The sequence below is a fragment of the Streptomyces paludis genome, from assembly GCF_003344965.1.
Classification (GTDB): Bacteria; Actinomycetota; Actinomycetes; order Streptomycetales; family Streptomycetaceae; genus Streptomyces; species Streptomyces paludis.
The window spans coordinates 993,663-1,008,337 of record NZ_CP031194.1 but is presented as its reverse complement, the minus strand read 5'-3'; the positions used below and the strand labels follow the sequence as shown (position 1 = coordinate 1,008,337).

Annotated in this window: 11 protein-coding genes and 1 tRNA gene; 6 read left to right on the top strand and 6 right to left on the bottom strand. The window is 72.7% G+C overall.

Annotated elements, in window-relative coordinates; all coding sequences use genetic code 11:
- Window positions 1–52: 52 nt before the first annotated feature.
- Entirely contained in the window at window positions 53–922 is an 870-nt protein-coding gene (locus DVK44_RS04355; protein WP_114658415.1) for a DMT family transporter, read from the top strand.
- 8 nt (window positions 923–930) lie between these two features.
- Here DVK44_RS04355 and DVK44_RS04350 read toward each other — a convergent pair whose 3' ends face one another.
- Window positions 931–3,456 carry a helicase-associated domain-containing protein gene (locus DVK44_RS04350; RefSeq protein ID WP_228446983.1) on the bottom strand — a complete coding sequence of 842 codons (2,526 nt, stop codon included), beginning with the start codon at window positions 3,454–3,456 and terminating at the stop codon, window positions 931–933.
- A gap of 392 nt (window positions 3,457–3,848) precedes the next feature.
- Here DVK44_RS04350 and DVK44_RS04345 point away from each other — a divergent pair, with 392 nt between their 5' ends.
- A complete protein-coding gene (locus DVK44_RS04345) occupies window positions 3,849–4,898 on the top strand; it encodes an enoyl-CoA hydratase/isomerase family protein (RefSeq protein ID WP_114658413.1) in 1,050 nt (349 codons plus the stop codon).
- Window positions 4,899–4,982: 84 nt separating this feature from the next.
- On the opposite strand, the gene DVK44_RS04340 is transcribed toward DVK44_RS04345, so the two are convergent.
- The 4 genes from DVK44_RS04340 to DVK44_RS04325 all read right to left on the bottom strand — a co-directional run bounded on the left by DVK44_RS04340 (window position 4,983) and on the right by DVK44_RS04325 (window position 10,766).
- Window positions 4,983–6,644, bottom strand: coding sequence for a nickel/cobalt transporter (locus DVK44_RS04340; RefSeq protein WP_114658412.1), 1,662 nt, complete (start codon window positions 6,642–6,644; stop codon window positions 4,983–4,985).
- A gap of 14 nt (window positions 6,645–6,658) precedes the next feature.
- Complete coding sequence (locus tag DVK44_RS04335; RefSeq protein ID WP_228446982.1) at window positions 6,659–8,029, bottom strand: tetratricopeptide repeat protein; 1,371 nt, start codon at window positions 8,027–8,029, stop codon at window positions 6,659–6,661.
- A 100-nt stretch (window positions 8,030–8,129) separates the two neighbouring features.
- On the bottom strand, window positions 8,130–9,704 hold the full coding sequence (locus DVK44_RS04330; RefSeq protein WP_114658411.1) for a DUF4331 domain-containing protein: 1,575 nt from the start codon (window positions 9,702–9,704) through the stop codon (window positions 8,130–8,132).
- 974 nt (window positions 9,705–10,678) lie between these two features.
- Window positions 10,679–10,766 (bottom strand) — tRNA-Leu (locus DVK44_RS04325).
- Window positions 10,767–10,964: 198 nt separating this feature from the next.
- Here DVK44_RS04325 and DVK44_RS04320 point away from each other — a divergent pair.
- The 3 genes from DVK44_RS04320 (at window position 10,965) to DVK44_RS04310 (ending at window position 13,674) form a co-directional block, all read left to right on the top strand.
- Window positions 10,965–12,290 (top strand): M20/M25/M40 family metallo-hydrolase, encoded by a 1,326-nt coding sequence (locus tag DVK44_RS04320; protein ID WP_114664885.1) that lies wholly within the window; start codon window positions 10,965–10,967, stop codon window positions 12,288–12,290.
- 145 nt (window positions 12,291–12,435) lie between these two features.
- Entirely contained in the window at window positions 12,436–12,669 is a 234-nt protein-coding gene (gene chpH, locus DVK44_RS04315; protein WP_114658410.1) for a chaplin ChpH, read from the top strand.
- A gap of 141 nt (window positions 12,670–12,810) precedes the next feature.
- Window positions 12,811–13,674 carry a chaplin gene (locus tag DVK44_RS04310; RefSeq protein ID WP_114658409.1) on the top strand — a complete coding sequence of 288 codons (864 nt, stop codon included), beginning with the start codon at window positions 12,811–12,813 and terminating at the stop codon, window positions 13,672–13,674.
- Between the two features lie 96 nt (window positions 13,675–13,770).
- On the opposite strand, the gene DVK44_RS04305 is transcribed toward DVK44_RS04310, so the two are convergent.
- Window positions 13,771–13,959 (bottom strand): DUF5703 family protein, encoded by a 189-nt coding sequence (locus DVK44_RS04305; RefSeq protein ID WP_114625034.1) that lies wholly within the window; start codon window positions 13,957–13,959, stop codon window positions 13,771–13,773.
- 47 nt (window positions 13,960–14,006) lie between these two features.
- Between DVK44_RS04305 and DVK44_RS04300 the strand changes: the two genes are divergently transcribed.
- The gene (locus DVK44_RS04300) at window positions 14,007–14,657 is read left to right on the top strand and encodes a hypothetical protein (RefSeq protein ID WP_114658408.1); all 651 of its coding nucleotides are present in this window, start codon (window positions 14,007–14,009) and stop codon (window positions 14,655–14,657) included.
- Window positions 14,658–14,675 lie beyond the last annotated feature (18 nt).

The window sequence follows — 14,675 nt, the reverse complement described above, 5'->3', positions numbered from 1 at the left end:
CGCCCGCCCCGATGAGACCGGTTCGCGCCCGTACCGCCCGCATGATGGCCCGGTGATCAGTGTCCTGTTCGCCATCCTGACCGCGATCAGCAACGGCTCCGGCGCGGTGCTCCAGCGCCGCGCCGCCGCCACCGTCCCCGACACCGAGGCCATGCGCCTCTCCCTGATCGGGCGGCTGCTGCGGCAGAAGGTGTGGCTGGCCGGGATCGGGCTCGTGCTGGTGGCCGCCGCGTGTCAGGCCGTCGCCCTCGCGACCGGACCGATCGCCGTCGTGCAGCCGATCTTCGTACTGGAGCTGCCCTCCACCCTGCTGATCGCCAGTTACCTCTTCCGCACCCGGCTCGCCCGCTCCACCTGGTACGGGGTGGCCGCGGTGACGCTCGGTCTGACGCTGGGCATGGCCACGGCCGCCCCCGGCGGCGGCACCGACACCGTACGGCCGGCCGCCTGGATCCCCGCGCTGCTGATCACCGGCGCCGCCGAGGCCGGCCTGATCCTCTGGTCGCTCCGGCTGCGCGGCAACGCGCGGGCCGCGCTCCTCGGCCTCGCCGCGGCCGGCGGATACGCGCTGACCGCCGCCCTGATGAAGGACGCCGTCGCCCGCTTCGACCCCGGCGGCATCGGCGCGGTCCTCACGTCCTGGCAGCTCTACGGGATGGCCGTCGCCGGGGTGGGCGCCCTCTTCCTGCTCCAGAACGCTCTCCAGGCTGGCTCCCTGGCCGCGTCGCAGCCGATGCTCACCCTCGGGGACGCGCTGATCAGCATCGCGTACGGGGTCACGCTCTTCGGCGAGACCGTACGCACCGGCTGGTGGCTCCTGCCCGAACTCGCCGCCGTAGCGCTGATCGCCGCCGGCTGTCTGGAGCTGGCCCGCTCGCCCCTCGCGGCCGGCGCGCCGCCCGGGCCCCGGCGCGTCACGTAGGCGGCGCGTCACGTGGGCGGGACGGACCGGATGCGCGACAGCGCGAAGGAGCGCTCACCGCGCTCGCCCGGGCAGTGTCCGATCAGCTCCGGCGGGTCGAGGAACGGCTCGCGCAGCAGATAAACGGTCCGCCCCTCGCCGTCGCCGTCACCGCCCTCGCCCCCGGCCTCGTCGTCCGCGTACTCGATGGTGACCGGGGACTCCGCTTCGAGCGCGACGGCGAGCCTGCGCAGCTCGGTCCGGCTCAGCCGGGGCGGGCAGCGGTGCGCGAGCGTCTCCTCGGTCCGGCTCAGATACGGCGCGCCGTCCAGCGGATCGCGCGCGGCGGCGAGCAGCAGCGTCGCCAGCTCGGCCAGATCGGGGACGGCCGGGGACCCGCCGGCCCGCGCCCGCGCGCCCCGAGGACGCGGTACGGCCGAGGCCCGCGCCCGCGCCGCCCTGCCGGCCGCCCCTTCACCGGCCCCGGCGCCCGCGCCCGCCCGGGCGCGCGGTCTCGCCTGCCGCTCGGCCCGCGCCGTACCGTCGCTCTCCTCCGCGACCGGCGCGTACCCCTCCGCGCGCAGCGCCGTCAGGGTCTCCTCCAGCGGCATCCCGGAGAGCAGGACGGACGGCGCGAGCGGCCGGATGCCGAGCCGGGAGAGCCGCCGGTGGGAGGCGATCTCGGTGAGCAGCGCGGGCTGTACGCCGTGGATCACACAGCCCGCCCCGGCGACCCGCACCTGACCGTGCCGGCGGGCGGTGTCCGCGATCAGATAGACGAGCGGCTGGGGCAGCGCGTCCGACTCCGCGACGGCCGCCAGCTCGGCGGTGATCTCCTCGGCGGTACGGCCCGCGTCCAGCGCCCCGCGCACCGAGTCCGGGCCGAACCGCCAGACCGACGCCGTACCGCGCGCCTCCCGGACGGCGACGGAGTCCAGCACACCCGCCAGCCGCGCGGAGGGCACGCCCGGGACCACCGCGGTCAGATCCGCGCCGATACGGGCCCGGTCCAGCGCCGACGGCAACAGGCGCCGCGCGCACTCCGCCAGCCCGGCCGGGCCGGAGCCGTCGCCCGAACCGGAGCCGTCGCCCGCGCCCCCGGCCGCGCCCGCGGCCGTATCGTTTCCGCCGCTCCGGTCGCTCTCGCGGTCACCGCCCCCGCCCGGTCCCACCCCGCCCGGCCCGGCCGCGCGCAGCGCCGCGCCCAGCGGTGAGAGAGCGCCGCGCGCCAGCACCCCGAACAGGCACGCCTCCCGTACCAGCGCCGCGAACGGCGTCCGGTCCTGCGGATGCGCGGCGGCCAGCGGCCGGTGCCAGCTCACCAGCCGCCCCAGGCCCGCCGGATCGCGCACGCCATGGGTGACCGGCAGCCGCGCGGCCGCCGCCAGCAGCGCGTGCCGGTCCCGGACGCACTCCGGCGACGGCGGCGCCGTGTCCAGCGCCGGCCGGGGCCGGCCCTCCGCGTCGTGCGCGTGGGTGGGCGTACGGCCCAGCGTCCACCAGGCGCGCAGCAGCCGGACGAGCTGCTCGGCCGGCTCCCGCTCCGCCCACTCGTCGTACGCCCCGGTGACCGGCAGCGTCTCGCCGTCCCGCGCCAACAGCCCGGCCGCGTACGCGCACGCGAGGACGAGCCGCGCCACATCCTCCGGGCACTGCGCCGCCTTGGTGAGCCGGACCAGCTCGCGCGGGCCGATCCCGCCGGTCCGCAGCCGCGCCGGGGGCCGCCGGGCACACTCGGCGAGAAGCGCGGCGGCGTGCCCGGTCAGCTCGGCGGCGACGGCCGCAGCCTCCCGCTCCACGTCGACGGCGGTCAGCGGACGCAGATCCGGTCTCGGCGGCAGCGGGTCGAAGGGCGCGCGCCAGTCGGGGCCGCGCAGGGCCAGCGTCACCTCGCCGGGCATGGCGGCGTGCGAACCGTAGTGACGGCGCACCAGCAGCGCGCGATCCGTGGCCCAGCGCTCGTCCGCGTACCGCGCGCCCCCTCCGACGGTGACCCCCGTAACACCCGTAACACCCGTAACGCCGGCGACTCCGGCGGCCGGGACACCGGCCTGCCCGTACAGCAGCGTCCGTACGCCCTCGGGCGCCGCGTCCGCCACCTCGCGCACGCGCGCGGGGTCCCGGTGGTGCTCCAGGATCCGGTCCAGCCGCTCCTGTCTGGTCTTGCCGGCCCCCAGGCCCAGATTCTCGGTGATCCGGCGCAGCTCCTCGGAACTCTTGTCGGAGAGCAGGGCGCCGAGCCGGGCCTCCAGCCCGAGCGGCGACGTCCACCACTGGTGGAGCGCGGACACCATACGCAGCCGCCCGTCGCCCGACGGCCACACCAGCGCGTGGTCGGCCAGGGTGCGCAGCACCGAGGCCAGCGGCCCCCGGTCGCTGGGCACCCCCAGCAGCCGCTCCAGCGCCCCGGCCGGCGCGGGCGTGCCCAGCGCCGCCAGCGCCTCGGTGGTCTGGAGTACGGGCCGGGGCAGCAACGGCAGGACGAGCACCACCGATTCGAGCCGCCCCATCCGCTCGGCGGCCTCCCCGAGCGACCGCGGGGCGGGCTCGCGCACGGCGTCGCTCCGCGCGGCCAGCACCCGGCGGAGGCGCTCGGTGTCGAGGGTGTGCAGCCAGACGGCCAGCGAGGAGCCGGGAGTCGCGCTGATGGGGGATCACCTCAAGCGGAGAAGTCGGAAAGAGTTTCGGAACGAGTGACATTCCTGTCACGTACCGTAGCGCTCCGGCCGCCGCGGCGGAGCGGAGTTGGCCATTCCGTCGGCTCCCGCGGAGCGCCGGTGGTACAGAGGGGCGTACGGAGGGGGCGCTCGCGCGTCCCCGGCCCGCCCCCGGGCGATGTGACAGGCCGGTGTGACCGGCGCCCGATGCCCGGGAGAGCATGCGAGGACGAGAGGACGAACGGGCCGGCCCCGAGCCGGGCAGGCCCTCCAGCCGAGAGGAATTCCCGATGACTGGTGTCACCACGTCGGTGCGCGCGGGCGTCGCGCATCTGGTGCTCGACCGGGCCGCCGCCCTGAACGCGCTCGACGAGGAGATGGTGGCGCTCATGCGGGCCGCGCTGTTCCGCTGGCGCGACGACCCGGACATCGACGCGGTCGTCGTACGCAGCGCGCTGCCCAAGGCGTTCTGCGCGGGAGGCGACGTCCGCGCGCTCCGCGCCGCGGCGCTGCGGGGTGAACGCTGGACCGCGCACAGCTTCCTGCGCGCGGAGTACGCGCTCAACCGGGCGATCGCCGGGTATCCGAAGCCCTATGTCTCCCTGATCGACGGCGTCGCCATGGGCGGCGGGCTCGGCATCTCCGTCCACGGAGCGGTCCGGGTGGCCACGGAGCGGGCGGTGTTCGCGATGCCGGAGACCGCGATCGGGTTCGTCCCCGACGTGGGGGCCTGCTACTTCCTGCCGCGTCTTCCTGGTGCGTACGGCCGCTACCTCGGACTCACCGGCGCCCGGCTGGACGGCCCCCGGGCGGTGACGGCCGGGCTCGCCACCCACTTCGTCGCCTCGGCCGAACTCCCCGACTTCATCGCCGCGCTGGGCACGGTCGGGCTCGACGACCTGCTGGCCAAGACCGCCAGGCCCGTACCGGCCGCGCCGGACGGCCTGCGCGCGGCCGTGGACGCGGTGTTCGCACCCGGCTCCCTGGGCGAGATCGAGGAGCGTCTCCGCACCCGGGTACGGGAGGCCGCCCCCGGCGACGGCGGTGACGGGACCGACGGCGGCGCCGAGTGGGCCCGCCGTACGCTCGCGCTGCTGGCCGCCGCCTCCCCGCTGAGCCTGCGCCTCACCGACGAACTGCTCCGCCTCGGCGCCCGCGACGACCTCATCGGCTGTCTGCGCCGGGACCTCGCGGTGGCGTCCCGGCTCGTACACGAACCCGACTTCGCCGAGGGCGTCCGGGCCGTCCTGGTCGACAAGACCCGCGACGCCCGATGGACCCACCCCTCACCCGCCGCCGTACCCGACGAGTCGGTCCGCGCACTGCTCGCGGGCGAGTGAATACGGTCGGAGACGGCGTCCCTGAAGCCGGCGGCCCAGGCCCGGTGAAGCGATCACAACGACCGGGCCCACGCGTTCGCCCACTCACCAGGGGCCTGCCGCGGCCCGCAGGGTCAGTCCGATGCCGACGAGCAGCACGAGGGCGGAGGTGGCCACAGGACCGATCCGGGCCAGCCGCCGAAGGAGGGCGCGGCGGGGGGCGGCGCTCGTATGCGCGGTGCGGTCGATACGGTCGCGCAGGCGTACGAGGATGAGGCCGGCGAGGGTGAGGGTGGTGGCCATACCGAGTCCGTAGCCCAGGACCAGGAGGATGCCGAAGGCCGTGCGGCCCAGGGCGACGGCGCCCAGCAGGACGACCAGGGCGGAGGGGCTGGGGACGAGCCCGCCCGCGATGCCCATGCCGATCAGTCCGCCGCGTGTCACCGCGGCGGGAGCCGGGTGGCTGTGCGGCGGGTGGCTGTGCGGCTCGTGAGGGTGCGGCGGGTGGCTGTGCGGCTCGTGAGGGTGCGGCTTTGTGAGTACGGCGAGTGCCGGGCCCTGGCCGGGCAACCGCTCCGTCCGTTCAGCGCGCGGGCGGAGTCCGGCATCGCCATGGTGATGGTGCCCGTGGCTGTGCCCGTGCCCGTGCCCGTGAGGGTGGTCGTGGCTGTGTCCGTGTCCATGGTGGTGGTGTCCGTGGGTGGGGCGGTTCAGCAGTGCGGCGCGCAGCAGCCACAGGCCGATGCCGGTGACGAGGAGGCCGCTGGCCACTCCCAGCCAGGTCAGTACGGTTTCGCCGGCGAGTGTGGTGGCGACGGGCAGGGCGAGACCCAGGACCAGGACTCCGGCCGTATGGGTGAGGGTGACGGTGGCTCCCACCGTGACCGCGTCCCTCGGGGTGCCTCGCCGGCCTGCGAGGTATGCCGCCATGATGGTCTTCCCGTGGCCCGGCAGTGCCGCGTGCGAGGCGCCGAGGACCACGGCGAGGAGCAGCGCCAGGAGCCCCACGGGCACGGTGAGTTCGCGGCTGCCGACGAGGGAGTCGAATACCCCGGAGACCCGGTCCAGGGCTGTGGTGAGGGGCCCGGCACCGGGCAGGACCGCCGATACGCCCGGCGCCTCGCCCCCGTCGCCCGGCGTGGTGCGCAGTGCGGCGGACCGCTGATCGAGCGGGTCGGCCAGTGGGTCGGTGGGATAGTGGCGCAGCTCGTCGGTGGCCGAACGGGCCGGTACGTCGGCGTGGGTGAGGGTGACACCGATACCGCGGGCGGTGATCTCCTGCCAGCCGATCCGGCTGGTGTCGTATCCGGTGCGCACGGTGACGTCCGACGGGTGGCGCAGGTCGGCCGCCGAGGTGAGCGCGCAGGTGAGACGGCTCGTGGTGAGTCCGGCCTCGCCCGGGTGGTAGGTGAAGGAGCTGCTCGAAGGTGTCCATTTCAGTCGGTGGCCGCCGGTCTCCACCCGCAGCCGCCCGGCCGCGGCGGCGCACTCCTGCCGGGCGTGGGCGCGGGCTTCCGCCGTGTCGACCGTGCCGTCGGAGTCGCGGTCGACATGTACGCGCTCCTGCGCGGCGGCGATCTCGGCCCGGTCGACGACGAGAGTCACGTCGACACGCTCCGGGTAGAGCCTGAGACCTGTGTGGTGGTTGACGGTGAAGTTGCCCAGAGGGTGCGCGGCGGCCACAGCGGCGGACGTGGCGGCCAGGGCCCCCGTCAGGGCGCAGAGTGCGGCGGCGCGGCGGATCCCGGGGAACCTGCGGTTGTTCATGAGGCGGAGCCGATTCACTTGAGCGCACGCAGAGCGGTCCGTGCGGCGGGTGCGTGCAGGGGATGGAAGTGCGGGTCGATCGCGAGGGCGGTCTCCAGGTCCCGGCGGGCCGCCGCGAGGTCGCCGAGTGACCGTTCGATCATGGCCCGGTGGTAGTGGGAGAGCGCGCTGCGGGTGCCGAGCGCCAGGGCCAGGTCCGCGTACGGCAGCGCCCGCGCGTCCTGTCCGGCTCGGTGCAGAGCCCAGGCGTAGGCATCCTGTACGGCGATGAAGGGCCGGCTCTCCACAGCGGTACGGCCCATGCCGACGGCGCGCCGGGCGTCGCCGTGATCGGCCTCGAAGAGGATGGCATCGACATCGGCCGGGGTCTTCGCGGCCACCCGCAGCCGTTCCTGTGCGCGAAGGAGCGCGTACTGCTCCTCGGCGGCGGCTGTACGGCCGAGGGACTGCTGGAGTTCGCCGAGGCCCAGGACGTACTGGGGCAGCGGGGTGATCGCCACCGCCGCCGTGTAGTCCGCGACGGCGCGCCCGCTGTCGCCGAGCGCGCGGTGGGCGCGGGCCCGTGCCTCCAGCAGCTGGGGGTCGCCGGGGGCGGCGCGCAGGCCGTACTCCGCCTCTCGCAGGCCGGTGCGCGCGTCCCCCGATTCCGTTGCCAGGGTGGCGAGATGGGCGCGGGTGAACGCCTGGTCTCCGGGTGTCGGGGCGTCGTTGAGCGCGCGTTCCATAAGAGCGCGGGCGCGGGGGATGTCGCCGCGCAGTTCCCAGGTGTACGAGGCGCGGGCGAGCGAGGAGGTGTCGGGCCGCAGGTCGGTCATGCGCTGGACGTCCTGGTAGGAGGCTTCGTACTGGCCGAGCTGGGTGTGGGCGTCGGCGAGCACCCCGTACGCCCCGGACCCCGCGGGATTGGTGGCGACGGCCCGGCGGCCCCAGTCCAGAGCCGCCGCGAAGTCGTGCCGCGCGGCGGCGAGTGCGCCCATCCCGGTCTGGGCGGCGTAGTTGTCCCGCGGCTGGACTTTCAGTGAGGTCCGCAGCGCGGTCTCGGCCTTGTCGTAGGTGGCCGGGTCGGCGGTGGTACGGGCCTGCTGTACATAGGCCATGCCCAGGGCGGCCCAGCCCGGAGCGTCCTCGGGCAGTCGGCGCAGCCGCTCCCGCATCGCTTCGGGAGATCCGGGCCGTACGGCCGCTGTCGCGCTTCCCCCGGCGGGAGCGGTGTCCCGTCCCGTCAGCCCGACCGCGCCCACGGCGAAGAACGTCGCGCCCAGGGCCAGCGCGACGACCCCGCCGCGCAGCCGTCTTCGGCCGCTGCCACCGGCCTGCGCGTCGGGCCGCGCGTCGGGCGGCAGGAAATGCGGCTGGGGACCGGGGTGGCTGGCCGGCTGGGACACAGTCCTCCTTCGAGGGATGACGGTTACGGGGGGCGTCCGCCCGGAGGCAGGCCGGGGTCCTCGGTGGGAGAGCCCCGACCTGCCCCCGGGTCCGTGAGCGTCAGGCCGTGGTGGCCCGGCGGCGCCAGACGCGGAACCCGCCCGCGCCGAGCAGCAGCGCGCCCACTCCGCCGAGCGCCGCGGCGCTGTCGGGATGGAGGACCGAGGACCGCTGGGTCCCCGTCCGGGGCGAGTTCACGGCCTTGGTGTGAGGCAGCGCCAGATACGGGAAGACGCTTCCGAAGCCGACATCGTTGGCGTTGACCTTGTCGCCGTCCTTCAGGGCGGGGACGAGCACACCGGTCTGTGCGGCGCCTTCGACAGCCTGGAGGGAGATGTCGATGACGTCATCGGTCAGCCGTCGGCCGTTGGGGAATCCGGCCAGGTCGCCGGCGAGGACGCCGAGCCGCTGGGGCTTGGCCGTCGGCGGCACCGTGATGTTGAGCCGGAGTTCCTCGGCCGGGACGATCTGCCGCGGGTTCGCGTCCCGGTTGAGGCTGTGGGCGTTGAGGTCGGCCTTGATCGGGCCGCACGCCTTGCAGATACCGGTCAGATAGATCTCGGCGAGGTCGTCGCGCGGCGTCTTCGGCGCGGGGATCCCGTACACCTGCTGGATCACCTTGGGCAGGATCGGGTCGTAGACCTTGTCGACGACCGGCTGCACGGTGCGGTCCTGGTCCGGGGAGAGCGCGTTGAAGGCGTCCTTGTACTGGAGCGGTACGACGACCTCGTTGACCAGCGGGTTGCCCAGCCGGGAGACCTGACGCCAGCCGGGGGCGGCGCTCTTGTCCTTCGCGCGGCTGTCGGTGACGGCCGCACCCTGGCGTTCGGTCGTGGACCAGATGCCGACGACCGGGTTGCGGGCCGGATTGCCGCGCAGGGCCAGGGCCTTCTTGGGGATCTGGAGGGCGACGGAGTTCACGTTGTAGCCGGCCAGGGTGTCCTGACCGGTCTCGCTGAGGTTGCCGCCGTAGAGGAGGTCGAAGACCCGCAGGTCGGCGAAGAACGGGTCGTCGGCTTGTCCGGCGAACGCCTTCGCGCCGCCGGGCACGTCCCGTACGGCCTGGTCGCGCAGGCGCTTGTAGTCGGGCATCGAGGCGGGGCCCACCCGCGACGGCGCGACCGGTGCGTCCTTCAGCAGGGTGCGGGCGCGGCCGTTCTCGGTCACGGTCAGGTCGTACACCTGACGGAAGTTGAGATTCGGGTCGTCGATCGTGCGCACGGGACCGGTGTTGTACAGGAACTGGTTCGCGGCGTCCCGGACGATGTTGCGGAAGCACCAGGTGTACGTGACGTCGGGGCGTCCGTCACCCGTGTTGTCGATCTTGATGTGGTACCGCGCGTCATCGGCGAACGCGTAGAAGTTCGGGCCGCCGTTGGGCTCCTCGAACGGAATCCAGTTCGCGACGAGGGTCACCGTGTCCGACCTGTCCGGGCTGGTGAACGCGTACACGTCCGTGTTGTCCGCCCGGGGATCACCGGCGATCAGCGGCGCCTCCCGGTGGCTGGAGGCCGAGCTGACGCCCGGCGCCAGGGTCAGCGCGCCGAGCCCGGTGGCCAGCGCACCCGTACCCAGCACGAGCAGGGAACGGTCCAGGACACGGCGGGCACGAGGCCGTACCGAAGGGGGCTTCATGAAGTCCTCTCACTGCGAAGTTCCCCGTGTCCGGATACGGCGGGGCCGTACGGGGACACAAGGGGGTCGGACGGGGAGACATGAGGTTCGCCCGGCGAACAGCGGAACGCGTCCTGGCGGCTTCTGCGAAGGCACCTGACCGGTCGGACATCACCGCGCACCGGAGATGTGATGCGCGGAAAACAGAGAAGCACGAAGAACGGGCCGTAAAGGCCGGTGCGCTTCCGTTTTGATTCCCTCCCTTTCGGTACGCCCAAGAAGAACCGCAGGTGAAGTACGCGGAAAGCCCGGGCGAGATCGGTCGAGAAACGATCCGACACGAAGGCGTGGACTAGGCCAACCGATACCACTCGGCCTTATTGCGCATGATTTGCATCAAGGGGAGAGGTGGTCGACGGCCATCCGTTGCCGAATCGATTCCTCGAAATTCACGGGATAATCCCCACCGCTGTTACGGCTCCCGAAGGCTCCCCGGCCGACGGGTCCGCATCCGGGGAGGGGGTACAACCCCCGTCAACCACTGGACGAACTGCCTCTACCTGGAGGGCAGTCGGCAGCCGGCCGGCTGTATCACCCGAATTACCGGGGACGGGATCCGGCAAAGGAACTTTCCGGACCCAATTAAATGACCCAATTGCTCGAAAAAGGGCATGCGTTTCCATGGGAACCGACAAGGCTCCCTGTCCCGGTATCCGGGCCATTCGATTCGGGGGCGCCTTCCTCGTCCCCGCTCGTGATGGAATTCGGCGCGGAGGGCGGTGTGGATTGCTCTGAAGGCACATTCGGGGCAACATTCACTCAAATGGAAGAGTCGGCGGGGCGTCCGCTGCTGGGGGAGTGGTCGTGGCCCCCGGGGGTGAAACCGTGGGGGAGTCCCCGGACCCGTGGCGGGTCGGATCGCGTCCGCCACAGCAAAAAAGCCGGTCAGAACGACGTAACGTCGTTCTGACCGGCTCTGCTTGGTCGTATGACCTTGGTGTCCGAGGGGGGACTTGAACCCCCACGCCCGATAAAGGGCACTAGCACCTCAAGCTAGCGCGTCTGCCATTCCGCCACCCGGACCGGGTGTCCGCCGGAGTGCCTCGCGGCGTTCCGACGTGGAAAACCATAGCAAACATTCGGGGGTGCCCGATCACGCGGCCGATCGGGGGCGGTCCTGTGTGACGGGCGTATGACAGGTGGGGTCCGGTCTTGGGTGTGGGGGCGGATCGCGGGAGGATGAGGGGGAGACCAACAGTGACGACCGTGGGAGTGAGCAGCGTGGGCGAGCCGAACGCGGGCAGGGCCGTATCGGGCGAGGACGAGGTCGTCGACCTCTGCCGGGACCTGATCCGGATCGACACCAGCAACTACGGTGACCACTCGGGGCCGGGGGAGCGGCTCGCCGCCGAGTACGTCGCGGAGAAGCTCGCGGAGGTGGGGCTCGAACCGAAGATCTTCGAGTCGCACAAGGGCCGCGCCTCCACCGTCGCCCGGATCGAGGGCGAGGATCCGTCCCGGCCGGCGCTGCTCATCCACGGGCACACCGATGTCGTCCCGGCCAACGCCGAGGACTGGCGCCACCACCCGTTCTCCGGCGAGATCGCGGACGGCTGCGTGTGGGGCCGGGGCGCCGTCGACATGAAGGACATGGACGCGATGACCCTCGCGGTTGTCCGCGACCGGATGCGCAGCGGCCGCAAGCCCCCGCGCGACATCGTGCTGGCCTTCCTCGCCGACGAGGAGGCGGGCGGCACGTACGGCGCGCGGTATCTCGTCGACAAGCACCCCGGGCTCTTCGACGGGGTGACGGAGGCGATCAGCGAGGTCGGCGGGTTCTCCTTCACCGTCAACGAGAATCTGCGGCTCTATCTCGTGGAGACCGCCCAGAAGGGCATGCACTGGATGCGGCTGACCGTCGACGGCACCGCCGGGCACGGCTCGATGACCAACAACGACAACGCGATCACGGAGCTGTGCGAGGCCGTCGGGCGGCTCGGCCGGCACCAGTGGCCGGTGCGGGTGACCAAGACCGTACGGTCGTTCCTGGACGAGCTGTCCGACGCGCTCGGCACCCCGCTCGACCCCGAGGACATGGACGCCACCCTCGCCAAGCTCGGCGGTATCGCCAAGATGATCGGCGCCACCCTGCGCAACTCCGCCGCCCCCACCATGCTCGGCGCCGGCTACAAGGTGAACGTGATCCCGGGCCAGGCGACCGCCCATGTCGACGGACGGTTCCTGCCGGGGTACGAGGAGGAGTTCCTCGCCGACCTCGACCGGATCCTCGGCCCGCGCGTCCGGCGCGAGGACGTGCACGGCGACAAGGCGCTGGAGACCAGCTTCGACGGGAAGCTGGTGGACGCCATGCAGACCGCGCTGGTCGCCGAGGACCCGATCGCGCGGGCCGTCCCGTACATGCTGTCGGGGGGTACGGACGCCAAGTCCTTCGACGACCTCGGTATCCGCGGCTTCGGGTTCGCCCCGCTGAAGCTGCCGCCGGAGCTGGACTTCGCCGGCATGTTCCACGGGATCGACGAGCGGGTGCCGGTGGACGGGCTGAAGTTCGGGGTGCGCGTCCTTGACCGTTTCATCGATCACAGCTGACCGAGGCGACCTCGTAATTCGCCAATATGTGCGTTGGTGACTGAGAAGAGTGAATGCGATCAGGCGGTCGTAGCCTCACGCGTCCCTCTTCGTTACACATGTGCGGTCCGCGGCTGGGACCGCACATGCCTACGAGGAGGAACAAATGCTCAAGAAGGTCGTCACTGCTGCGGCTGTCACCGGTGGTCTCGTGCTCGCGGGCGCGGGCATGGCCGTCGCGGACTCCGGCGCGCACGCCGCTGCCGTGGGCTCCCCCGGTGTGCTTTCGGGCAACGTCATCCAGGTCCCGATCCACCTGCCGGTCAACGTGTGCGGCAACTCGATCAACGTGATCGGTCTGCTGAACCCGGCTTTCGGCAACACCTGCATCAACAAGTGACGTTGTCGTAGCTCACCCGTGAGGGTCTGAGCCCGCCCCCGGCCCCGGAGCGCGCGCCATGCGCTCCGGGGCCGCTGGGCATCCTGCCCCGGCACCGACGCCCAGGGGCAGCCCCCAAGGCAGAAGGCAGGAATCGAAGCAATGAGGCAGGTCACGCGCAAGAGCCTGGTCACCGTGGCGGCAGCGGGCGGCGTGCTCGCGCTCGGCGGCGGTTACGCGCAGGCGGACGCCGGAGCCGGCAGCACCACGGCGAACTCCCCGGGCGTGCTGTCCGGGAACAACGTCCAGGTGCCCGTACACGTCCCGGTCAACGTGTGCGGCAACACCATCGACGTCGTCGGAGTGCTCAACCCGGCCTTCGGCAACAACTGCGCCAATGTGTCGGGCCACCCGGCCAAGCAGCAGTCCGGCGGCGGACACGGTGACGCGTACGGCGGCGGCGCGCACACCACCACCCCGTCGCACGGCGGCCCGCACGGCGGTACGCGGCCGGGCGGCCCCCACGAGGGCGGCTCGCACCCCGGTGCCACCCACACCGTCCCGGCGGGCGGCTCACACGCCGGCGGCGGCGCCCACGCGGGCAACACCACGGCCAACTCGCCCGGTGTCGGCTCCGGCAACAGCGTCGAGGTGCCGATCGACATCCCCGTGAACGTGTGCGGGAACAGCATCGACATCATCGGGCTGCTCAACCCGGTCTTCGGCAACGGCTGCGCGAACGTCGAGACGCCCGTCGTCACCCCGCCGGTGGGGCCGGAGCACCCCGTCACACCGGGCCGGCCCGGTCAGCCGACCGAGGTCCGCGCGGTGCCCCCGGCCCCGGAGCAGGTGTCCACACCGAGCACACCGAACACACCGGAGACCCACTCCGTCGCGAAGCCCGGGGAGGAGAAGGAGGTCCTCGCCTCGACCGGAGCGGGCGGACTCGGGATCGCGATCCCGGCCGGCGCCGGACTGCTGCTCGCGGGCAGCATCCTCTACCGCCGCGCCCGCGCCGCGGCGTAACCGGCCGGGCACGGACAGCGCGGAGGCCGCGTACCGGCCGCGTCCGGAGGGACCACAAGGGCGGGCCCCGCAGCAGCGGGGCCCGTTCCACCGTGGTCACCAGGTGGCGCGCACCTGACGGATGATGCGCCGGCGCAGCCGCACCCTGCGGCTGCCGTCCCGGTGCAGGCTCAGACGGTCCAGTTCCCAGTGTCCGTACTCGGCATGGTCGGTGAGCAGACGGGCCGCATCCTTGCGGGAGACTCCGCGCGGCACGTACACGTCGACAAATTCGTATTCCGGCATCGCATCTATTGTGCGTGCAGCGGCCCGGTACGGATAGCGTCTGCACTATGTCTGATGCTGCGCAGCCCACCGCTGCCGAGGTACGCGCTGCCGCCGAGGCGGTCAAGGTCGCTCTGGACCGCCATCTGGCAGCGGTCGAACACCGTACGGGTGAGGACGATCCGGCGGTCTCCGACGCGTTCAACGCTCTCGCCGTCGCGGCCGAGGTCTACGACGAGCGGCTCTACCACCGTTATGACGAAGTCACCCCCTTCGAGATCCCGGACCCCGACGACTCCCTGCCGCCCTATACCGGTCCCGAGGAGCCCAACGCCCTGAGTGTGCTGATCAGGCGCGATTACGCGGTGGTGGAGCCGCCGCGGCTGCTCGCACAGGCACAGCGCATCGCCGATGTGGAGGGGGAGGGCGACCGCGGAGCGATCGCGGGCGGCAGTGTGCATGCCGCGCTCGGTGTGCTCTTCGGTGAGTACGAACCCGACGAGATCGCCTCCCGGCACAAGGAGTTCGGCCTGGAGGAGGGCGACTCCACACTCTGGGTGGCGGCGGCGGACGACCTCCCGGAGCCGGGGGAGTGGCTGTCGGCGCCCTTCGACCACGCCGACCCCCAGCAGGTGGTCTGCCGGTTCGACGTCAGCGCCGTCTTCGACGAGGACGACCTCGACGCCGACCTCGACGACCTGGAGGAACAGGACGCCTGAGGCCGGTCCGGAAACCTC